The sequence below is a fragment of the Chryseobacterium viscerum genome, from assembly GCF_025949665.1.
GTDB classification, from domain to species: domain Bacteria; phylum Bacteroidota; class Bacteroidia; order Flavobacteriales; family Weeksellaceae; genus Chryseobacterium; species Chryseobacterium viscerum_A.
The window spans coordinates 63115-86043 of sequence record NZ_JAPDFT010000007.1 but is presented as its reverse complement, the minus strand read 5'-3'; the positions used below and the strand labels follow the sequence as shown (position 1 = coordinate 86043).

The following is a 22929-nucleotide window of genomic DNA, read 5'->3' as shown; positions in this document are numbered from 1 at the left end:
AATAACATATGAATTTCAGATTTTCAATGGTGTTTCTGATGTTTTTTGCATTAGGATTTTCACAGGACCTTACCGTAATGAGTTTCAATATTAGACTGAATGTAGAGTCAGATAAAGACAATGCATGGCCAAAAAGAAAGCAGGACGTTGCTGATCTATTGACCTATTATCATCCTGATTATTTCGGAGTACAGGAAGCACTTCCGGAACAGATGAAAGATATTAAAACAGGATTAAAAAACTATGACTATATAGGAGTAGGAAGAGATGACGGCAAAGAAAAAGGCGAATTTTCTGCCATTTTTTACGATACCAATAAACTTGAAGTGGTAAAATCAGGAACGTTCTGGTTATCTGAAACTCCGGAAAAACCTTCAAAGGGCTGGGATGCTGCACTAAACAGAATCTGTACTTATGCGGTATTTAAAGATAAAAAATCGAAGAAGGAATTTCTGGCAATGAACCTTCATTTCGATCATGTAGGAAATGTAGCAAGAGTAAAATCTTCTGAACTGATTCTGAAAAAGATCAAAGAACTGAATCCAAAGAATCTTCCGGTAGCGCTGAGCGGAGACTTTAACCTGACAGATGATTCTGAACCTATTAAAATTCTTTCCCAGAATATGAAAGATACGTTCTACCATTCCGAAACCAAACATTACGGTCCTGTAGGAACGTTTACAGGCTTCAACGTCAATGAAGTTCCGAAAGACAGAATCGATTATATTTTTACGCAAGGCTTTAAAATAAGATCTCACCGACACATTAATGACAGAAGAGAAAATCTTTTGTATCCATCAGACCATTTTCCAGTGATTGTGAATCTTTCCCTATAAAAAAATCAGTTGGTTGGAAAATCGACTTCAAATCCAATTCCTCTCAGGGATTGGATTTTTATTTGAGGATCACTGTTGAAATATTTACGAAGCCTGCTGATGAACACATCAAGACTTCTTCCGGTAAAATAATCATTGGTTTCCCAAAGATTATCCAGAATGTTATCCCTTGTAATGATAGATCGGTTGTATTTCAGAAGATACAGTAGGAGCTCCTGTTCCCGTATGGTCAGCCGGTTGTTTCCGTTAGGATGTGACAACAGAAGTTTAGTGGTATCCAACGAAAACGCTCCGATTTTTATTAGACTTTCTGTAACGGCGGGAAGTGTTCTCTTCAGAATATTTTTAATTCGCAGAACAAGTTCTTCAGGATCGCAGGGTTTCGCAATATAATCGTCGGCACCTATTTTCAACCCGGTCAATCGGTCAATTTTTTGATTTTTGGCTGTTAAAAATAACAATGGAAAATTACTTCTTTCTTTGATGATCATTTTCGCCAGTGAAAAACCATCTAAATTAGGCATCATCACATCCAGTATTCCTATCTGAAAAGGAAAATCAGCCTGAAGCAATGGTACTATGTCTTCAGGATTCTGAAACCAGCTGACTTCAAAATCTTCCAATTCAAGATAATGCTTAAGAATCATTCCGAAATCCGGATCGTCTTCTGCCAGAAGGATTTTAGTTTTCATAAGGAATTGATATTTTAAAAGTACTACCTGTATTAAGCTGGCTGGATACGTCTATTTTGCCACCATAATTGGCAACGATTTTCTTCACAAAATAAAGCCCCAGTCCAAGCCCTTTGCTATTGTGAATATTGTTGTTCTGTATTCTGTAGAATTTTTCGAAAATATGATTAAGTTCTTTCGTTTCCATACCCTGACCATTGTCATAAACTTCGATTTCTAAGTGTTGAGAACTGTTGCAGATATTTATTTTCACAGCAGAAGCTCCATACTTTACACTGTTCTCACAAAGATTTTTAATGACTGTTTCCATCAGGTTTTTATCAAAAGGAAGCTGGTGTGAGACTGAATTTGTAAGGTTAAAATCAGTATCGGAATAAGTAACAGCAAGATCCTGAATGAAAAAGTTCCAGTCTTCAGGTTGTATGGCTGTCATTTCATCCGGTATTTCATCTTTATGAAGTTGGTACATCAAGCTTTCAAGCCTGGAAATCTGCCTTTCGATAAGAGGAAGCGTTTCCGGATTCCATTCTTTTTTTAATGCTTTTGAAGCTATTTTTAAAGTAGCGATCGGAGTTTTAAACTCATGTGAAATGTTATCCACAATGGTGTGGAGAACTTCCACCTGCTTTTGCTGCCGGATCAGATTTCTAATTGTGAAAATATAAAGCAGAAGAACTCCCGAAAGAAGAATCACACAGCAAATAATCAATAACGTAAGCTCTTTGAAAACAATACTCTTGATATTTCTGATCTCAAAATCTGTTTGGGTTTTAACGAGAAAAGTATTTCTTTTTTCAACCTGCCCTTCATCCGAATCATCTCTTTTAGATGTTGAGGTTTCCCAACTTCCATTACTTGCAATACGGGGATTTTTAAGCTTATCCTGTGTCTCAAAAATAACAATTGGTTCTGTAATTACTTTTGTGCTGTCTGGAAGATGAACAATAGACAAGTACCGGATTCTGGCAGAAATCTCATAACCGTCTTTCTGGTAGCGGCTGTTGATATAATGAATCAGTCTTTCTCTGGCAGATTTTCTGTTTTCTATAAAATAAGTGAGAAAATCCCTTTTGTTGATCTCCTTATTATGATACCTTATAATGATGTTCTGGAGAGAGTCATCATTTCTTTCTTTCACCTCCTGGATGTCTTCAAGACTGTCTGTAAAATGGGTAAGCCCGTCATTCACGGATCTGTAGATATCCCTTTCTTTTACCTGATAGGTCTTATACATAAAGTAGATCTGTATTCCCAGTAAAAGCAGGAACAGAGCGGCAAAAACCGAAATCAGAATTTTACTCTTGGCTATCATTGAAACAAAGATAAAGCTTTACCATTTTACTGAAATAATATTTTTATCATTAACCTTTTATTAACCTGATGATTAGTGTGTTTTTTGGTAATTTTAGAAAATAAAAAACTATTAATTAATGAAAAAGATATTCATTCTTCTTGTTCTGTTATTTGGGATGTTCATCAATGCTCAAACACATCGTTTTATATATGAACTTCAATACAGAATAGAACCTAACGGTACAGGATATGATAAAGAAGAAATGGTGCTGGATATCAATCCGGAGGAAGTAAAGTTTTATGAATTTGAATTTTTAACGAGCGATTCTCTGAATATTCTTCATGGAGGAATTTCTTCTCAGCATACCAGCCAGTCCGGACAGACTATTATCCGAAAAAGAAATTCCAATATAAATAAAAACTTTGTTCAGATTATGATGATGCCGTATTATTATGTTTTTGAAACGGAGAATAATATTCAATGGAAAATAGAGGCTGATACTAAAAAGATCAACAATTATAAATTGCAAAAAGCAACTGCCATGTTTGGAGGAAGAAACTGGACTGCCTGGTTTACTCCGGATATCAACATTCCTGAAGGACCATATAAATTTAGAGGACTTCCGGGATTGGTTCTGTATGTGGAGGATGATAAGAAAGATTTTATATATTCTTTCTCGCGAAATAGTAATCTCTCCAAAACATATGATACAACAGGCTTTCTCGAAAAGCATTATTCATTGGCTCCTATTGCCATTGACTTTAAGAAATGGGTGAAACTGAATCTGGAGTTTTATAATGATCCTTATGCCAGAATGAGAACCGAATTTCAGCCGGACTGGAATGTACGCATTAATGGGCAGCAAATCAAAAGTAAAGAGGAGTTCGCAGGTTTGACCAAACAAACACAGATAGACATCAAAAAATATTATAATCCGATAGAACTGGATAAAGCAATTCCTTATCCATAGAAACAGACTCTATTGATTTTAAACCCTGAATTTGCGAGTTCAGGGTTTATTATTTTAAAGAAAAAGACATTAACCCATCATTAACCGTCTATTAACCGAAATTCTCCTTTTCAATACAGAATTTTGTCCCCATAAAACAGAACAGTGATTTTGTTTGAGAGGATAAAAAAATAGCCATGTATAAAATTCTTTTTTTTCTGTGTTTTTCAGCCTTGATTCTTGCCCAGAAACAAAAAACTGGAGGTACAGTGGTGAATATCGAGAATGAAAAACTTTCATCAATAAAGGTAGAAGTGTATAATGCTCAGAATGCATTAATCAAAGAATTAAAAACAGACGAAAACGGGAAGTTTGTACTGGAGAACATAGCAGAACAGGATGTAAAACTGGTAATTAAAAATCAGGGATACTCTTTATTTGAGAAAAAGATTGATCTGAAAGAACCTGAGCCCCTGAATATTGTTCTTAAAAAAGAACCCCAGGAAATAGAAGGCGTTGTAATGACCAAGCGTAAGCCTTTGGTGAAAAGAAAAGTAGACCGCCTGGAATTTAATGTTGAAAACAGCAATATTTCATCCCTCAATGCCTGGGAAATTCTAAAAAATACACCCAGTGTCACAATAAATAATGATGTACTCGGAGTAAAAGGAAGTACCGGAATTTTGGTGACTATTAATGATAAAAAGGTAATGCTGACAGGAGATGAACTGAAAAATCTTCTGGAAAATACACAGGGAGATGAAGTGAAGTCAGTAGAAGTGATTACCAATCCACCTGCGAAATATGAAGCTTCAGGAAGTGCAGTACTGAATATCGTTCTGAAAAAGAATAAAATTGAAGGTTACCGCGGAATTCTCTCATCCAAATATACACAGACACAATATGTGAAAGGCGTTTTTGGTCTTTCCCAATATTATAAAAAAGATAAACTTTCCATTATGGGAAGCTATTATAGAGGGCTGGGGACGTACTACCGGGAAGGAACAGACTATGTGAACTACCCGGAAAGCCAAACCCGATGGGTCAGTACGATGAACAGGAAGGATAAAAACAATAACCAGAATACCCTGAATTTTAATGTGGAATATGAATTGGACAGTTTGACCAATGCAAGCCTCAACTACTCAGGGTATTTTTCTCCAAAATCCTTCGGAACCTACAATGTCCCTACACTGATCTATAATAATCAGGATCTTGTAGAATCTGATTATACCACAATCAACGACCACCGCTCACGCTCCATTAATAATTCTGTAAGTTTTCAGATAGATCGGAAGCTGAATAAGAAAAGCAATCTTTCATGGATTAACTATTTTACCGGAAACAATGCCGATAAATTTCAGAATGTAATCACCGATCTGAACTTTGCAGGCCAGCCTCCAAAAGAAGATAATTTTCTTACAAAGAATAAAGCGGATGTTCAGCTATATTCCACTCAATTCGATTATCAATGGAAAAATGATAAACTGGAGCTGGAATCCGGAGCAAAATATAGTTTTGTAAAGACAAGCAGTACACTTGATTTTTCTGACAACGAGAATGGAATATTACAGTACAGACCAGAAAAGAGCAGTGTTTTTGATTATAAAGAACATAATTTTGCCCTGTATTCTTCATTAGCCTATAATATTGGAAAATGGAACTTCAAAGGAGGGCTTCGTGCAGAAATGACAGATCTTGAAGGTGTAGTCTCTGAACCTTATGAATTGAATAAAAGCAATTATTGGAAATTTTTCCCCACTTTTTATGCACAATATACCACAGAAAATAAACAGGAATTCGGTTTCTCTTATGGGAAAAGGATCAGCAGGCCTTCCTATTCATGGTTGAATCCTGCGAAATCTTACTACAATCTGTTTTCATATTATCAGGGAGATCCAAAATTAAAAGCAACAATTACTCATAATCTCAATCTTACCTATTCCTGGAAAGACTGGAATCTGGATCTATATTACCGGAAAGAAATATATCCGTCTATGGAAATTTCATATCAGGAACCAAGCACCAATAGTCTCATCTATTATTTTACCAATATTGAAAAAGGAGAAGCTTTCGGATTAAGCCTGTATAAAAATTTTCAGGTCAAACCATGGTGGAATATCATCATGTCTGAAAACCTTGAACACAACGAAAATTTTTTCAAAGGAACAGACGGAATGCTATATAAAAATAAAGTCTGGAACTGGGTATCCAATATCTCAACCAGTTTTACCCTGAATAAAAATAATGATTGGAAAATGGAAGTGGGACACCGATACTATTCTCCCGGAATACAAGGGACTTTCAGGATTTCTGCTGTCTGGTCGGCATATTTTGTAATGAACAGAAAGTTCTTTAATAAAAAACTGGAAGCAAGTCTTATATTCACTGATATTTTCAGAACAACAGGTCAGAAAGTCAGTACAAAATACGCGAATCAGGATAATTATTTTCTCGATTATACGGATGCTCAAGGCATTTCGTTTTCATTGAAATTCAACTTCGGAAATCAGTCTGTGAAAAATGCAAAAACAATAAAGAAAACTGCCGAACAGGACAGGCTGTAGAATAATATGATAGAAAAGTCATTGCTATAAAATATTATTACAAAAGAAATGATCTTCTGGTGTCACATTTTCGTTATTTTTGATACCTATTTTTAAAAAGGTCATTATGAAGAAAATTTTTTCCGGAATGCTGATGGTCGTTTCCTTATTACAATTGTCTGCACAGGAACTATATATGCCGAGGAATATCAAAAAAGCGTATGAAAATGGAACCCGCGATATCTCCGGAGCGCCAGGTAAAAACTATTGGCAGAATAAGGGAGCGTATAATGTGGATGTGAAGGTGGATGCCAATACAAAAATGGTTACCGGAAAAGAAACCATTGTCTATACGAACAATAGTCCGGATAATCTGAATGAACTGGCTATACGTTTTGTGAATAACCTTCATAAACCGCAGTCACCAAGATCAGGATTTGTGTCTAAAGATTTTCTGTCTTCAGGACTTAAAATTAAATCTTTCATTGTAAACGGAGCAAAATATGATATCAACAGTGATGATTGGAGTACTGTTGAAAAAGTGAAATTAAAAACAGCTTTAAAGCCTAAATCAAAAGCTGAAGTAAAAATTGAATGGGAATATCCACTTTCAGTACAAAGTGGGAGGGAAGGGCAGATAGACCCTGAGACATTCTATGTAGCTTATTCTTTTCCAAGAATTTCTGTATATGATGATTACAACGGATGGGATATGCTTCCACACTCAGACAGACAGGAGTTTTATAACGACTTCAATGACTATAGCTTTGCCATCACCGCGCCAAAGAATTTTGTAGTTTGGGCAACAGGAGATTTCCTGAACCCGGAAGCAGTACTTCAGCCTGAGTATTTAAAAAGATATAAAGCTTCATTAAAAAGTGATAAAGTAATGAAGATTGCTACTGAGCAGGAAATGAAGTCGGGAAAAGTGACCAAACCCAATAAATGGAATGTATGGAAATTTAAAGCCAGCCACATCACCGATTTCTGTTTTGCAATGAGCAGCCATTATGTGTGGGATGCAGCAAGTGTTCAGCTAAAATCAAAAAGAGCAAGCGTTCAGGCAGGATATAAAAATGGTGCGAAAGACTTTGAACACTATGTAGACTGGATGCGTTATAACCTTGATTGGTTTTCTAAAAACTGGCCTGGAGTAGAATATCCTTACAACGTAATGACCGCTATTCAAGGATATGCAGATATGGAATATCCAATGATGATCAATGATACCAGTATTCCTGATGATCTTCAGGATGCAAGGCTGACAGCAGATCATGAAATTGCTCACACTTATTTCCCTTTTTATATGGGAATCAATGAGACGAGATATGCATTTATGGATGAAGGCTGGGCTACCACCCTGGAATATCTTATAGGAATTGATGAAAACGGAGAAGCAGCAGCTAAAGAATTTTATAAAAACTTCCGTGTTAAAAAATGGATCAATGATCCTTCAGCCGAACAGGACCAGCCAGTGATTACGATGAGTACACAGGTGAGCGGTGCCGGATATGGAAACAATTCTTATGTAAAAGCCTCTCTGTCTTACCTGGCCTTGAAAGATTATTTAGGAGACGAACTGTTCAAAAAAGCATTGCATCATTATATGGATAACTGGAATGGAAAGCATCCGGTTCCATGGGATTATTTTAACTCTATGAACACCGGGTCAGGGAAAAATCTGAACTGGTTCTTCCAAAACTGGTTTTATACCAATAATTATATTGATTTAAAAGTAACAGGTGCATCACAGATTAATGATATGCTTACAGTAAATGTAGCCAATGTAGGTGGTTTTGCAATTCCGTTTGATGCTCTATTGTCATATGAAGACGGGACTACAGAAAAACTGCATTTCTCTCCTTCCGTTTGGGAAAAAGATCAGAAACTTACTGATCTTGTTATTCCTATTAAGAAGAAAGTAAAATCTGTAAAGCTGGATGGAGATCTGTTTATGGATTATACTCCGGAAAATAACCAGAAAAACTTATAAAGTAAAAGCCTTCAGATTCTGAAGGCTTTTGTATTTTTAAAAATAGGCGGTTAATCTCAAACCTAATGTAATATAATTGATTTTTTCTTTAGCAATCAGGTTGTTAAGTTCCTGATCCAGCTCAGCACTTTCTTTGATCTCACCGCTGAAGTAATACCGGATCGTGGAATTGATCTGATTATAATCTGTATAGAAAGTAAGACCCAATCCCGGATTGAATTTGTAGGTCATTGCAGCTCCTGTATTCCAGCGGAAGGCAGGTTTGGGTTTATATCGGGCGATCTGCAGTTCGTGATTAGGAGCATCAATATCATTTCCTTTTACAAATACTTTTCCACTGGCAGTAGCGGCATACCCTCCGGTGAGCTTTAAAGTAAGCTGCCATTTATCTGAGAATTCATGAGAAAAATATGGGCCAATACCTGCAGCCAGAAAGCCCATAGATTGTGTTTTAATTTCATGGTCCCCAAAATCCTGTCCGTCATCAAAGGTTATTCTTTGAGATTTAATAGGAAAGCTGCTGAAGGCTACATCTGCACCCACACCCCATTTTTTTGAAAAGAAATAAGCTCCCTCCAGTCCGCCTTCAAAACCGATTTGTTTTTTGTCATCCAGTTCAGATTCCCTCAGGAAATTGGTTGTACCTAGTGCGGTGCCCATCTTCAGGGCAAGAAAAGACGGATAATCATTTCCTTGTATTCTTGATAGGATACTTAAATTGTCTCCTTTATTTTTATAAATTTTATCAATAAAAAAATACCCCAGTTCTGTTGATATAATTCCGATACCAGCCCCTGCAAGAATATCCGGAACCCAGTGTCTGTTATTTAAATTTCGGCCAAGTCCGGTAATGGCAGCGGAACCATATCCTGCAATACTATAGGCTGGGTTTACCATACCATATTCTTTGTGTAGGAAACTTGCATTGGTAAAAGCCATTGCAGCATGTCCTGATGGAAATGAATTGTTTTTGGATCCATCCGGGCGTTCAACTTTTGCTGTATATTTAATAGAATTGACTAAAATAGCCATGATGGCTAAACTTGTACCATAAGATAAGGTTGCTCTTCCAATATTATTCCGGCCCTTTACACCTGCTAGTTTTAATCCGTAAACAGTTGCAGCCGGAGCATACTGAAGATAATCATCAAATTTGAATTTAAAATTGGGAAGATATCGGTTTCTTACCTCTCGGATATTCTCTTTCTCTCCCCATGTTGCAGCAGCAGCCGTAAAAAGAAGGGCCGGAGCTACTGATTTTTTCACCCATTCTTTTTTGAAAAAAGGAGTTTTATTCTGAAATACACAGCCGGAAGAATTGATAAGTGTGATATCCTCCATCAGATTCCTGGCTTGGATGGTATCCTGTGTTTTAGTTTTGATGGTATCCTGAGCTTTAATACAGTATAAATGCAATAGTATTCCTGATGCTAATGCTAATTTTTTCATCGTAGTGGTGCTGAAATTTAAGTCAGGTAAAAATATTAAAAAAATCTATCCCAAAAATTGAGATAGACTATTTTAATGTTTTTATAATATTTAAACTGAATTGATTATCTTAATCCAGATCTTGGTCCGGATGCTGCTACCACGGCCTGCATTCTTGTTTTTTGATTAGCAGAGAACATTACCATGGATTTGTCATCCACATAATCCATATAGTTCATAAACATCTGGGAACGGCTTACCCCTCCACAAGCTCTGTTCAGAGGATAGGTAGGATTTCCATAGTTAGGGCCTGGAGACACAGGTGTATCATTAGAGTAATCTGTCTGGCAGCCTGCATCGGAAGATCCCCAAAGGTGTGGAAGATTTAGATAATGCCCTACTTCGTGAGTTACTGTTCTTCCTAAATTGAACGGAGCAGAAGCACCGGTTTTTCCTATATACTGATATCCAATTACAAGACCATCATACCATTCTCCTGCATTTTCAGGATAATAAGCATAGCCTAAAGTTCCAGGTTGGTTATTTTCGTCAAGGATTGAATTAACTACCCATATATTCATATTTTTAGTCACATCAGTAGCATCAATACCACCTGTGCTCGCTTTTTTCATTTGTTCAAGATCAGATCTCCAGCCTGTTTTTGTACTCTGTTTACGGTTGGTAGCTACTAATTTGAAACGGATTTTTACATCTCCTGCTGCCACAGGTTGAAATGCAGAAGGAATTTTATTGATATCAGAATTGGTGGCGCCATAATCAGCATTCAACACAGCAATTTGTTCCGCGATTCTTGCATCGGAAACATTTTGAGCGGAAGTGTTGTAAATTACATTAAAAACCACCGGAATCTCAACAGTTCCATCTGCCAGAACTTTTCCTACTTTAAGATTTTCTACAAATTTTTCAGTACCGGATTCAATATCAATCATTTTTTGTTTTAATGCAGGATTTTTCAGGAGCATTGCCTGTCTTATTCCTTCCGAAGCACAGCCTCTTTTGAGAGCACTTGGAGCAGAAGATTCCTGATCCACGGGTGTTTCATTTTGATTAGATAAGTTGTCAGTGTTACATGCCGACATAAAGCCCAGGACAAGGGCTCCAAATAGGATTTTTTTCATATCGTTATAATATAATTTGGTTGTGGATATGAAATTATATTATTTAAAATTGATATGCAAGTTATTTTGTAAAATAATTGATAAATATCTATTGAATAAGTGTTTTTATTGATATTATTTATGTTTTAATGGTGTTGTTTTAAATTTTAATCAATTTGAATTAATTGTTTTATATTTCACATTTATGTGTGTTTTTAAGCGTAAATAATTTTATACCCTATATAATTTGTAGGATATTTTTCTTTAAACAATTCATAAATAAAATACTTTAAAAAATATAATTGGAGTGTTGTATTTCATGCATTGTTCTCTTTTTAAGTTTGTTTTGCTGATTATGTGTTTTTTATATGAAATAATATAATGTTATTGAGGCTTTTTTTGTTTGAATAAATTACTGAGCTAATATATAGATGGTATTCCTGAATTTTAATCATAAAAAAGGTAAAAAAAATCTATCCCGTTGTGGGATAGATTCTAGAACATATGTGAAAAAATAGGTCTTAATACACTCTCAATCCGGATCTTGCTCCGGAAGAAGCTGTCACAGACTGCATTTTTGTTTTTTGTCCTGCCGTAAACATATAGAGTGAATTATCATCAGAATAATCCATATAATTCATAAACATGACAGACCTTTTTACTCCATAGCAAGTATTGTAAAGAGGATAAGTTGGTTTTCCTGTGTTGGCTGTTGTTTGGGTAGGTGTATCTGCAATCAGATCATCACCACAATTGGTATCTCCCCAGATATGTCTAAGCCCTAGATAATGTCCAACTTCGTGAGTGGCAGTTCTTCCAAGATTAAATGGAGCAGAAGCACCTGTTTTTCCAACATAAGGAGCGGCAAGTACCACACCATCTTTCCATGTTCCGGCATCTTCAGGAAAAGTAGCATATCCAAGAATATTTCCTTGTGGGTCTGGCATACTTCCAACGATCCAAATATTGAAATAGTTTGTAGAGTTAGTAGCGTCAATACCTCCTGTAGAGGCTTTTTTCATGGTGTTATTTATTCTGTCTGTTTTACTCCACGATGTTTTGGTAGTTGCTTTTCTTATGGTATTTACCAGTCTGAATCTTATTTTCGCATCCCCTGCCTTTACCCCTTGAAATTCTGTAGGTATTAATGATGCATCACTGTTTGTACCTCCATAGTCAGCATTTAAAACAGCAATCTGTTCTGCGATTCTTGCATCAGATACATTCTGTGCTGTTGTTTTATAAATTACATTTACAACTACCGGAATTTCAACAGTTCCATCTGCAAGAACTTTTCCTAAAGCAAGATTATTGGAGAATCTTTTTGCATTAGCTTCAATTTCGTCTACCTTTTGTCTGAGTGCAGGATCTTTTTGTAGTGCCTCTTGTCTCATTTCTTCTGATGGACAAATTCTTTTTGATGCTAATGAAGAAGTCTCCTGTTCAGCTTGTACTTCATTTTGATTGGTCATGTTGTCATTGTTACATGAAGACATTAATCCAAGAGCAAGAGCTCCAAATAATAGTTTTTTCATATCAAAATCATTTTGTTTGAGGATGTGAATTTATATTATTTGAAATTTATATGCAAATGTTTTTGCTATTTCTTTATCGAATTGATTGTTTTTAAGTGGATGTATTGGTTTTAATTCATTTTTATGTTAAAAACTTTAAATTTTAATCAATTTGATGAAGTTGTTATTGTGTTTTTTGTTTTGATTATTTTTTTATGAATTCTTTTCGTTTAAATTCATCTTTTTTATGAATTTTTTTCAAGATGGATTTTAGTTTGCAAAACCATTTTTAATAGCAAAAACCGCGAGCCCGACACGGGTTTTTAAATCCAGTTTTTCACAAAGCTGATCTCGATAGCTTTCTACTGTTCTTGGGCTGCAGCACATTCTGTCTGCAATTTCCTTATAGCTGAGTTCTGTTACGGTATATTTAAGGAATTCTTTTTCTCTGTCTGAAATTCTTATAGCGATTTCAGTTTCTGTTTCTTTATTCAGGTTAGAGAAAATAATTTTAGAAGCCCAGTCCGGATAAAAGAAACCATCACTGCTCAATCGGGTAAGTGCTGTTTCCAGATCTCTTGGATGGGTGTTTTTTAAAAGATAACCTTTTGCTCCGCTTTTGATCATCTTGATTACACTGTTGTCGTCACCCTGCATACTAAGTGCCATGATTTTAATGGCAGGATGATTTTTTGTAAGCCAGACAGCGGTTTCAAAACCGTCCATAATAGGCATACTGATATCCAAAAGAATGATATCCGGAATGGTATTTCCTTCTTCAATTTTTTGGATAAGATCCTTCCCGTTTTCACACACATAGATAACTTCAAACTCATTGAAATTGCCAATAATGCCTTCCAGGGCTTTTGCAATAAGTATATGGTCGTCAACAATTACAATAGATTTCTTCATGACTGTTTTTTTAAGATAATATTGATGCGGGTTCCTGTATTTTCCTGGCTTTCCATATGAAAATTTGCTCCTATGATTTCAGCTCTGTTTTTCATATTGGTAAGACCTATTCCGTTGGATTTAATCTGTGAAGTATCAAACCCGATTCCATCATCACGGATATCAAGCTCCCAAAGGATATCTTCTGAAGTATTCAGGCTGATAAATATATTTTTACAATGAGAATGTTTTATACTGTTCTGAATAAACTCCTGAGTAATTCTTAGTAGAACGTTTTTATGAACAAAACCTAAATCCAGTTGTTTGAAATTATGTTCAAAGCTGACCATACACTTTTTAAAGGAATTGGTATTGTCTACTTCTTCCTGTATCAAAGTTACAATTTCCTTCTGGTTGATATTGTCATCCGTTAATGTTTTTGATAAGCTTCTAAGGTCTTGCAGAGATTGATTAATAATCTGTGAAACCTGGTCAATTCTTTCACTTGCTTCAGAAACTTTGTTTTCATAAAGCATTTGTTGTACATAAAGACTTACAAGGGTAAGTTTCTGGCCAATATTGTCATGCAATTCCCGGCCAATCTGCTGCATGGTGGCCTGCTGGATTTCTAGTTGGGTAGACAGAAGTTCTCTTTGGTGAAGTTCATTTTTTCTTTCAATTTCATTCAGATGTTCCTTCTTGCGTTGTTTGTAACTTCTGATATAAATTAATACCGCTGTTACAAACATTACAAAAAGTATGTTGAATAGAATAATAACAATTAAGAGTTCTGTTTTCCCCATATGAATGAACTTGCAAATAAAATATACATCACTGAAACTGATACGAGAAAATAACTAAAATAAATGTCCCAAATTTCCTTGTATTTTACCAAAAGTGATAGAAATGCCATGAAAGGTAATGTTCCAATATATGATATTGTAATCCCAAGATTAATATAAAACATTTTGTTTTTATTGAAATTGAGAATTTCTTGTGAAGTAATTTGTTTATAGTACTCCATTATTACCAAAAGCATCAAAATAAGACAGCCAAACGTATAGTTGAAAGCAAATACAATTTTACTTTTGGAAAAATATAATTCGTTGGGAATAAATGAAAGCAGGTATAGAATGGAAAATATCCAAAATAATTTGGGCTTTCCTAAAGATTTTGCAGCATATAACCAGTAAAAAAATACAAATTGGATTGGCATTAAAAGGTAATTATAATACTGAGCCTTGGTAAAATGAATGAAATTTCCCCACTTGCCATATGCTTCCCCAAGAAAAATAAATACCAGATAAAACACAAAAAGTTTCCAATGTTGTTCTTTTAAGCGGTTATAATGGAAAAGTGCTATGACTGCAGCAAGTCCTTCAGCCCAAAGCAGACTTTTTTGTGCAAATTCTTGGAACTCTGTCATACAGTGTTAAGTATAATAAATATTACAATTAAAAAGATTCGCCTAAAGGAGATTTTGGTGGAACAAGTATTCCATTATTTTCTCCAAGGCCTGTATCAGGGTCTTCTCCTGTGCCTTTAGCTTTAAGTGTATTTAGCGCTAAGGATTTTCCATCAGTACTTTGGAAGGGATTAAAATCAAAATCAACAAGCTCTCCTGTTTCACTGGCTTTTTTCACAGTTGGTATCATCACTAATGTATGTTTTTCGGCATATGCTACGGGAACAGGATGTGAATCCATAATAGACCAGTTTTCTGCCTTTGGATAAGTGGCATAATAAAATCTAATGCCTAAATCTTCTGTAGAGGTAGCCGGGTTCACTTTTGCAGCTTCTGCTTCAATGGTGGCAATGAAGTTTTTTAATTTCGGAAGGTCAAACCAAATGGAATGTGCATCTTCTATCCCTAAAGAGGTATTGATCGCATTTAAATGATTTTGACGGTAATTGTCAATCAGAGCCTGGATAAGACTATTTGACATTATTCCAGGTTGTAGCGGATTGTTTGATTCTGTATTCATAGCTTAGCAATATTTTACGGATGAAATTCAATTAATATGCAAATTTCGGAAAAAATATGCTAGAAAATGTATTAGTTAATTGGGAATTATACTGTTATTTTTACCGTGTTTTTACGGATTGTATGTAAAGTATAACAATTTATAAGGTAAATCAAACGCGGTTTATTCTGGAAAAAAGTGGAGAAACATACTTTCTCCACCTGTTCTTTAAATACAAGGGTACTTTTTCCAATCTCTGCATACGAGTCCTGCTGTACAACAAAGACCGGTGGGACAACTCCAGTCCTCACCACACATAATAGGGAATGGTTCAATTCCACCATCAATTTTCTTTAAATCATTTCTTTTTAGCTTTTTCATGCTGATTTTGTTTTAGTTATTAGTAGCGTAAATATAATGTTATTTCACTTAATAAGGATAAAATAATTAAAAAATAAGTGCTGCAGATCGCTCTACAGCACTTATTCACAAAAATAATGTATATGAAAAAAACTATTTTATTGCTCAGTAGGTCTGAAAACCAAACCTGTTTCTACGAAGTAATCCAGAGTAATTCTGTCTCCGTCGTTTACATTTCCTGCAAGAATCTCTTTTGACAGTTTATTTAATACTTCCTGCTGGATCACTCTTTTCAACGGTCTTGCTCCGAAAGCAGGGTCGTAACCTTTCTCCATCAGATAATCTACTGCATCCTGAGTGAAAGTCATAATGATGTTTCTTTTAGATAACATTTCATTAAATCCTCTCAGTTGGTATTGAACGATTTTTCCGATTTCTTTTTTTCTTAAAGGCTGGAACAGTACAATCTCATCAATTCTGTTCAGGAATTCCGGACGCAGCGTCTGTTTCAAAAGATCAAAAACCTCGTCTTTTGTTTTATCTACAATTTCATCCTGATTTTCCTCAGTAAGATTTTCAAAATTCTCCTGAATAAGATGTGAACCTAAATTCGAGGTCATAATGACGATTGAATTCTTAAAATTTACTACACGCCCTTTATTGTCTGTCAGACGACCATCATCCAAAACCTGAAGTAAGGTGTTGAAAACATCTGGGTGTGCTTTTTCAATTTCGTCCAGAAGCACTACGGAATAAGGTCTTCTTCTTACAGCTTCAGTCAGTTGTCCGCCTTCGTCATATCCTACATATCCTGGAGGCGCTCCTACTAATCTCGAAACACTGTGACGTTCCTGATATTCACTCATATCAATTCTGGTCATGTTGTTCTCGTCATCAAATAAGAATTCAGCCAATGCTTTTGCCAGCTCGGTTTTACCTACTCCGGTTGTTCCTAAAAATAAGAATGAACCAATAGGCTTTTTATCATCGCTCAATCCGGCTCTGTTTCTTCTGATAGCATCTGCAACCGCCTGAATAGCCTCATCCTGTCCAACCACTCTGTGGTGTAGTTCAGACTCAAGATTCAATAACTTATCTCTTTCGGATTGTAATAATTTGGTTACAGGAATACCTGTCCATTTACCGATTACTTCAGAGATGTTTTCTGCAGTAACCTCTTCTTTGATCAGCTCATTCTGATGATTCTGCATTTCCAGTTCTACTTTGCTGAGCTCTTCTTCTTTTTCACGAAGTTTTCCGTATTGGATCTCCGCTACTTTTGCATAATCTCCGGTTCTGGAAGCTCTTTCAGCTTCGTGTTTCAGAGATTCAATATCTTTTTTGATCTGGGTAAGATCTTCACTTTTCTGTTTTTCTTTCAGCCATTTCGCATTGATTTCATTTCTCTGTTCGGAAATTTTAGCAATATCCTCCTTCAGATGATCAATTTTTGTCTGATTGCCTTCTCTTGAAATAGCTGCTAGTTCAATTTCCAGCTGCATCAGTCTTCTGTCCAGAACATCCAGTTCTTCCGGCTTGGAATTGATTTCCATTCTCAGTTTGGCAGAAGCTTCATCAATAAGGTCAATCGCCTTGTCCGGTAGAAAACGGTCTGAAATATATCTTTGAGACATTTCCACAGCCGCAATAATTGCTTCATCTTTGATTCTTACCTTATGGTGAGCTTCATATTTATCTTTAATACCACGAAGGATCGAAATTGCAGATTCAGTATCCGGTTCTTCCACCATTACTTTTTGGAAACGTCTTTCTAACGCTTTATCTTTTTCAAAATACTTTTGATACTCGTTCAAAGTAGTCGCTCCAATGGCTCTCAATTCGCCTCTTGCTAAAGCAGGTTTTAAGATGTTGGCTGCATCCATTGCTCCTTCACCACCTCCGGCACCCACCAAAGTATGGATTTCGTCGATGAAAAGTATAATCTGTCCGTCAGATTTGATGACTTCATTCACAACAGATTTTAAGCGCTCTTCAAACTCACCTTTATATTTTGCTCCGGCAATCAGAGCTCCCATATCCAATGAGAATAAAGTTTTATCCATCAGGTTTTCGGGAACGTCACCGTTGATAATTCTGTGGGCTATTCCCTCCGCAATGGCTGTTTTACCTACACCCGGTTCCCCGATAAGGATTGGGTTGTTTTTTGTTCTTCTGGAAAGGATCTGTAAAACCCTTCTGATTTCTTCATCACGTCCGATTACCGGATCCAGTTTGCCTTCTGCTGCTAATTCGTTGAAGTTTTTAGCATATTTATTTAAGGATTGATAAGTCTCTTCCGAACTTGCAGAAGTAGCTTTGCTTCCTTTTCTTAATTCTTTGATAGCGCCTTCAAGCAGATTTTTGGTTACCCCCATATCTTTCAGCATTTTGGATACTTCAGAGCTGGTTTCCAGAAGAGATAACCATAAATGTTCAATCGTTACATATTCATCACCCATTTTCTTGGCGATATTAGGAGAATCCAGTAATACTTTGTTGGCAGATTGTGAAAGATAAATGTTTCCTCCCTGTACTTTTGGGAGTTTTTCTAAATTTTCACGGTTGCGCTCTCTTACTAAATTGGCATCTGCTTCAGATTTCTTAAGTAGGAAAGGCGATATATTTTCATCCACCTGAAAGATTCCTTCAAGGAGATGTTGAGGTTCGATACTTTGGTTGCCCAGTTCCATAGCAACCTGTTGTGCTGCCTGGATGGCTTCCTGTGATTTTACAGTATATTGGTTCAAGTTCATATCTTATATATTTTTGGTAATGATTTGTTCAAAGTTTAGTTTAAAAAAACATCAAGAAACCAAATTTTGAGGCTCAGTTTCTTAATGCCATCAATTATTTAATCATTTATTCGATGACTGTATCGCAAAAAGTGTTCAATTATTAAATTTACAAAAAAATAGGACAAATTTTCCGGATATTGTATTTTTAACGGAAATTTAACTTGACAAAATTTCCGATTTCGTAATTATTTCTCTGAAATCAGGAACAAAAAGTCATAACAGGTGAAATGATCTAACAGTGAAACAGAAGATGAGGAGTCTTTTTCATTTTATGATTAAAAAACAAGCAGTTTGGATCAGAATAATTACTTTTGCATTTTACCAGATGGAACTAAAAGAAAAACAGAGAAAAATATTAGACGTAGCGGTAGAGCTTTTCAAAGAGAAAGGGTATATGGGAAGTTCTGTAAGAGACTTGGCTACGAAACTCAATATCAAGGCAGCATCACTGTATGCACATATCCGTTCAAAGGAAGAAATTTTGGAATGGATTTGTTTTGGCATTGCTCAGGAGTTTTTTGATGAACTTCAGGAAGTAAAAAATACAGATATTGCTCCAAGAGAAAAATTGAACCTTTTACTGGATAAACACTTATCCGTTGTTCTTAAAAACCGTGACGTCACTCATATTTATTCTAATGAATGGCGACATCTGGAAGAAAAACTTCCCGAATTTGTAAAATTAAGAAAAAACTATCAGCAGGAAGTTGAAGAACTGATTTCCGAGATCTACAAAGCTGAAAACTGGGAGCTGAAATCACCATCATTTACTACAAGATTTATCCTTCATACTTTAAACAATTCCTATTTCTGGTTCAAAAGAAGCAGCGATTCTACTGATGCAATTACAGATGAAATCAGAGAGAAAATCCTATTTGGTCTTATTGGAAATCAGAAGATATAGTCTCTCACAAGTAGAATCATTAATACATTTTACATTATACTTTTTACAAGAAAAGAAATCCCAACTTATTTTTCTTATTTAGAATCATTCAAAATATGACAAAAGTCATAAAAATTTTGCCAGCTTATAAAATCTTTTTAAATTTACACCTAACAAATGTTAGTTAGTTTTATGGATTTTTCAGTTGAATATCTGGAGCTGGGTCAGTTGAGACAGCTTCAATCCGACCGGTTGATCAGCCTGATCAGCTATTTGGGGGAGAAGTCGGAATTTTATAAAAAGAAATTTGATGAATTGCAAATATCTCCACAGGAAATAAGGTCGATTGAAGATATCACGAAACTTCCTATTACTTACAAGCAGGATTTAAGAGATAATTATCCATTTGGTTTATTTACCGTTCCTAAAAATGAGCTTCAACGTATTCACTGTTCAAGCGGAACAACAGGAAAACCAACAGTGGTAGGATATACCAAAGAAGATGTGGACCTTTTCAGCGAAGTAGTAGCAAGATCTTTAAATGCTGCAGGAGCGAAATCAGGAATGCAGCTGCACAATGCCTATGGTTATGGGATTTTTACAGGAGGATTAGGGCTTCATTACGGAGCGGAAAAACTGGGGATGAGTGTTCTTCCTATTTCAGGAGGAATGACGGCAAGACAGGTAGATCTGATTGTAGATTTTAAGCCGGAAGTAATCTGCTGCTCTCCATCATATGCTTTGACTATTGCAGATGAATTTGCCAGAAGAGGAATTTCTGCAGAAGAGATCAGTCTTAAATATGCCGTGCTGGGTTCAGAGCCATGGACGGAAATTATCAGAGGCCACATTGAAGAAAGATTAGGGGTTCATGCAACCAATATTTATGGGTTGAGCGAAATTATCGGACCAGGAGTTTCAATGGAGGATTTCGAAGAAAAAGGAGGATCTTATATCTGGGAAGATCATTTTTATCCTGAAATTTTAGATCCGGTTACCAAGCAGCCGGTTCCTTTTGGAGAAGAAGGTGTATTGGTGATTACAACGTTAACGAAAAAAGCAATGCCACTTCTTCGTTACTGGACCAATGATATTACAAGTCTTTACTATGATGAAAATGCCAAAAGAACAATGGTGAAAATGAAACCCATTGTCGGGAGAGCAGATGATATGCTGATTGTGAGAGGTGTAAATGTCTATCCAAGCCAGATTGAAGAGGCTTTCTCTTATGTGGAAGGAGTAGTACCTAATTATTATTTAACACCTATTGAAAAGGAACATATGTGTATCGCTTTGGATATTGATGTTGAAATAGATGATGAGCTGGTAAAGACACAAAAAATAGAAGCAAATACCGATGATTATTTTAATTTTGTCGGGAACTTTGGAAAAAACATAGAAAACGAAATAAAAAAACGGGTAGGAATTACAACGAAAGTGAAAGTTCATACCCAGGACAGCCTGCCGAAGTGCGAAGGTGGAAAAATTAATAGAATACTTAAAAAATAATGAATTCATTTTATAAACTTAAAACAGTTAAAGTTCAGAAAGACACTTCCGAAGCAGTCAGTGTGGCGGTGGAAATTCCTGAAGAACTGAAAGATAAATTCAGATTCAAACAAGGACAATATCTGAATTTCCGAATGATGATCAACGGGAATGAAGAAAGACGTTCTTACTCTATCTGTAATGCTCCGAGTGAAAAGAGCAATACGCTGGAAGTATTGGTAAAGCTGCTTGAAGGTGGAAAAGTATCAGGCTATTTCAATGAGCATCTTCACATGGATGAAATACTGGAAGTAATGCCTCCGATGGGTGGTTTTAATACTTCTTATCATCCTACAAACGTAAAAACTTACGTAGGTTTGGCTGCCGGAAGCGGAATTACCCCTGTTTTATCCAATATTAAAGAAAGCCTTTATCAGGAACCTAACAGTACTGCTTATCTGTTCTATAGTAACAGAAGCATGAATCATATTTTAAGAAAAGCTGAAATTGATAGGCTGGTAGAACATTTCAACGGCAGACTGAAGGTGATTTATCTGGTAAGCCGTGAGAAACACGAAGATCCTGTTTTTGAAGGAAGAATTTCTTCTGAAAAATTAGAGCAGTTATTTGAAAGATACACAGATATCGACGTAAGAGAAGCTACTTATTTCATTTGCGGACCTGCAGAAATGATCAAAGGCATCGCAGATTATCTGAAAAAAGATAAAAAAGTACCTGCTATCCAGGTATTATTTGAGTACTTCACCGCTCCTGATGAAGAAAATACGGAGGAAATGAGTGATGAATTCAAGGCAATTGCCAACATTGAAAGTATGGTAACGGTAATCATTGATGATGATGAATATTCGTTCCACCTTAATTCTAAAAAAGAGAGTATCTTAGATAAAGCATTGAAAGACAATCTTCCTGTACCTTTTGCATGTAAAGGAGGAGTGTGCTGTACGTGTAAAGCGGAAGTTTTGGAAGGAGAAGTTTTCATGGAAAAAAACTACGCACTTACCGAAGAAGAAGTAGCCAGAGGCTTCGTTCTTACCTGTCAATGTCACCCGACAACGAATGTGGTGATGCTTAATTATGATGTTTAAATTGTATTAACGATTGAATGTAAAATGTATTCATGAATACATTAATACTTTTTACATTTTACAAAAAAACAAAAAAATGGACTTAGAAAAATTTGTACAATACGTACATGACGAAAATAAAGTAGAACCAAAAGATGTAATGCCGGATGATTACAGAAAACTATTGGTTCGTCAGATTTCACAGCATGCCCATTCTGAAATTGTTGGAATGCTGCCGGAAGCCAACTGGATCTCCAGAGCACCTTCATTGAGAAGAAAAATGGCTCTTTTGGCGAAAGTTCAGGATGAAGCAGGCCACGGGTTATATCTTTATTCTGCCACTGAAACTTTAGGAGACGGAAGTATCAGAGCAGACAGAGATGCTACTTATGATGATATGCTGGAAGGAAAAGCAAAATATTCAAGTATTTTCAACTATCCTACTTTGAGTTGGGCCGATATCGGTGCAATCGGTTGGTTGGTAGATGGTGCTGCGATTATGAACCAGGTAATGCTGATGGGGAATTCTTATGGTCCTTATTCAAGAGCAATGGTAAAGATTTGTAAAGAAGAATCTTTCCATCAAAGACAGGGATATGAGATTCTTATGGCATTGTGCCGCGGTACAAAACAACAGAAAGAAATGGCTCAGGCTTCATTAAACCGTTTCTGGTGGCCAGCTCTAATGATGTTTGGACCTAATGATGACAGCTCACCAAACTCTAAGATTTCTATGAATTACAGAGTAAAAAGAGAAAGTAATGACAGCCTTCGCCAGAGATTTATCGATGTTACCGTTTCTCAGGCTGAATTCTTAGGATTAACTGTTCCGGATAAAGACCTGAAATGGAATGAGGAAAGACAACATTATGATTTCGGAGAACTTCCCTGGGATGAATTCATGGAAATCTTAAAAGGAAATGGACCTTGCAATAAAAAGCGTATCGAAACGAAGAGAAAAGCGCAAAGAGAAAACTCTTGGGTAAAAGAAGCTGCGGCGGCTTTTGCAGAAAAACAACAAAAAGAAATAATATAATAATGTAACAATATACCAATGTAAAAATGTAACAATCAATTTGTCATGCTAAGCTTG

18 protein-coding genes are annotated in these 22929 nt (G+C 35.9%); 8 read left to right on the top strand and 10 right to left on the bottom strand.

Translation table 11 applies throughout. The annotated features are described in order from the left end of the window. Positions 1-8 precede the first annotated feature (8 nt). The gene (locus tag OL225_RS21760) at positions 9-836 is read left to right on the top strand and encodes an endonuclease/exonuclease/phosphatase family protein (RefSeq protein ID WP_264519578.1); all 828 of its coding nucleotides are present in this window, start codon (positions 9-11) and stop codon (positions 834-836) included. Between the two features lie 5 nt (positions 837-841). Here the strand turns inward: OL225_RS21760 and OL225_RS21755 are convergent, their stop codons facing one another. Together OL225_RS21755 and OL225_RS21750 are read right to left on the bottom strand one after the other, a co-directional pair. Next, positions 842-1528: a response regulator transcription factor gene (locus tag OL225_RS21755; protein WP_264519577.1), complete on the bottom strand. Its 687-nt coding sequence runs from the start codon at positions 1526-1528 to the stop codon at positions 842-844. Continuing rightward, complete coding sequence (locus OL225_RS21750; protein WP_047373965.1) at positions 1518-2840, bottom strand: sensor histidine kinase; 1323 nt, start codon at positions 2838-2840, stop codon at positions 1518-1520. The genes OL225_RS21755 and OL225_RS21750 overlap by 11 nt, the downstream gene beginning before the upstream one ends. A 118-nt stretch (positions 2841-2958) precedes the next feature. Here OL225_RS21750 and OL225_RS21745 point away from each other — a divergent pair, with 118 nt between their 5' ends. The 3 genes from OL225_RS21745 (at position 2959) to OL225_RS21735 (ending at position 8310) form a co-directional block, all read left to right on the top strand. Further along, complete coding sequence (locus tag OL225_RS21745) at positions 2959-3792, top strand: GLPGLI family protein (RefSeq protein WP_264519576.1); 834 nt, start codon at positions 2959-2961, stop codon at positions 3790-3792. Between the two features lie 176 nt (positions 3793-3968). Next, entirely contained in the window at positions 3969-6338 is a 2370-nt protein-coding gene (locus OL225_RS21740) for an outer membrane beta-barrel family protein (RefSeq protein ID WP_264519575.1), read from the top strand. A gap of 106 nt (positions 6339-6444) precedes the next feature. Next, the gene (locus tag OL225_RS21735; RefSeq protein ID WP_264519574.1) at positions 6445-8310 is read left to right on the top strand and encodes a M1 family metallopeptidase; all 1866 of its coding nucleotides are present in this window, start codon (positions 6445-6447) and stop codon (positions 8308-8310) included. Positions 8311-8346: 36 nt separating this feature from the next. Here the strand turns inward: OL225_RS21735 and OL225_RS21730 are convergent, their stop codons facing one another. From OL225_RS21730 to clpB, 8 genes are all read right to left on the bottom strand, one after another. Beyond that, on the bottom strand, positions 8347-9759 hold the full coding sequence (locus OL225_RS21730; protein ID WP_264519573.1) for a phosphatase PAP2 family protein: 1413 nt from the start codon (positions 9757-9759) through the stop codon (positions 8347-8349). A 104-nt stretch (positions 9760-9863) separates the two neighbouring features. Continuing rightward, complete coding sequence (locus OL225_RS21725; protein WP_047373959.1) at positions 9864-10877, bottom strand: zinc metalloprotease; 1014 nt, start codon at positions 10875-10877, stop codon at positions 9864-9866. Positions 10878-11377: 500 nt separating this feature from the next. Beyond that, positions 11378-12391, bottom strand: a complete 1014-nt coding sequence (locus tag OL225_RS21720) for a zinc metalloprotease (RefSeq protein ID WP_047373958.1) — start codon at positions 12389-12391, stop codon at positions 11378-11380. A 249-nt stretch (positions 12392-12640) separates the two neighbouring features. Continuing rightward, a complete protein-coding gene (locus OL225_RS21715) occupies positions 12641-13282 on the bottom strand; it encodes a response regulator transcription factor (protein ID WP_047373957.1) in 642 nt (213 codons plus the stop codon). Next, positions 13279-14010 (bottom strand): sensor histidine kinase, encoded by a 732-nt coding sequence (locus tag OL225_RS21710; protein ID WP_264519572.1) that lies wholly within the window; start codon positions 14008-14010, stop codon positions 13279-13281. Before OL225_RS21710 ends, OL225_RS21715 begins: the two co-directional genes overlap by 4 nt. 32 nt (positions 14011-14042) lie before the next feature. Next, a complete protein-coding gene (locus OL225_RS21705) occupies positions 14043-14687 on the bottom strand; it encodes a hypothetical protein (RefSeq protein ID WP_047373953.1) in 645 nt (214 codons plus the stop codon). Positions 14688-14715: 28 nt separating this feature from the next. Continuing rightward, on the bottom strand, positions 14716-15246 hold the full coding sequence (locus tag OL225_RS21700; RefSeq protein WP_264519571.1) for a hypothetical protein: 531 nt from the start codon (positions 15244-15246) through the stop codon (positions 14716-14718). A gap of 497 nt (positions 15247-15743) precedes the next feature. After that, positions 15744-18338, bottom strand: a complete 2595-nt coding sequence (gene clpB, locus OL225_RS21695; protein ID WP_264519570.1) for an ATP-dependent chaperone ClpB — start codon at positions 18336-18338, stop codon at positions 15744-15746. Positions 18339-18651: 313 nt separating this feature from the next. On the opposite strand from clpB, the gene OL225_RS21690 reads away from it, so the two are divergent. The 4 genes from OL225_RS21690 to paaA all read left to right on the top strand — a co-directional run bounded on the left by OL225_RS21690 (position 18652) and on the right by paaA (position 22872). After that, on the top strand, positions 18652-19284 hold the full coding sequence (locus OL225_RS21690; protein WP_264519569.1) for a TetR/AcrR family transcriptional regulator: 633 nt from the start codon (positions 18652-18654) through the stop codon (positions 19282-19284). A gap of 171 nt (positions 19285-19455) precedes the next feature. After that, positions 19456-20772: a phenylacetate--CoA ligase family protein gene (locus tag OL225_RS21685; protein ID WP_264519568.1), complete on the top strand. Its 1317-nt coding sequence runs from the start codon at positions 19456-19458 to the stop codon at positions 20770-20772. Further along, positions 20772-21857, top strand: coding sequence for a 2Fe-2S iron-sulfur cluster-binding protein (locus OL225_RS21680; RefSeq protein ID WP_077413752.1), 1086 nt, complete (start codon positions 20772-20774; stop codon positions 21855-21857). Before OL225_RS21685 ends, OL225_RS21680 begins: the two co-directional genes overlap by 1 nt. Positions 21858-21933: 76 nt before the next feature. Next, a complete protein-coding gene (gene paaA, locus OL225_RS21675) occupies positions 21934-22872 on the top strand; it encodes a 1,2-phenylacetyl-CoA epoxidase subunit PaaA (RefSeq protein ID WP_047373942.1) in 939 nt (312 codons plus the stop codon). Positions 22873-22929: the final 57 nt, after the last annotated feature.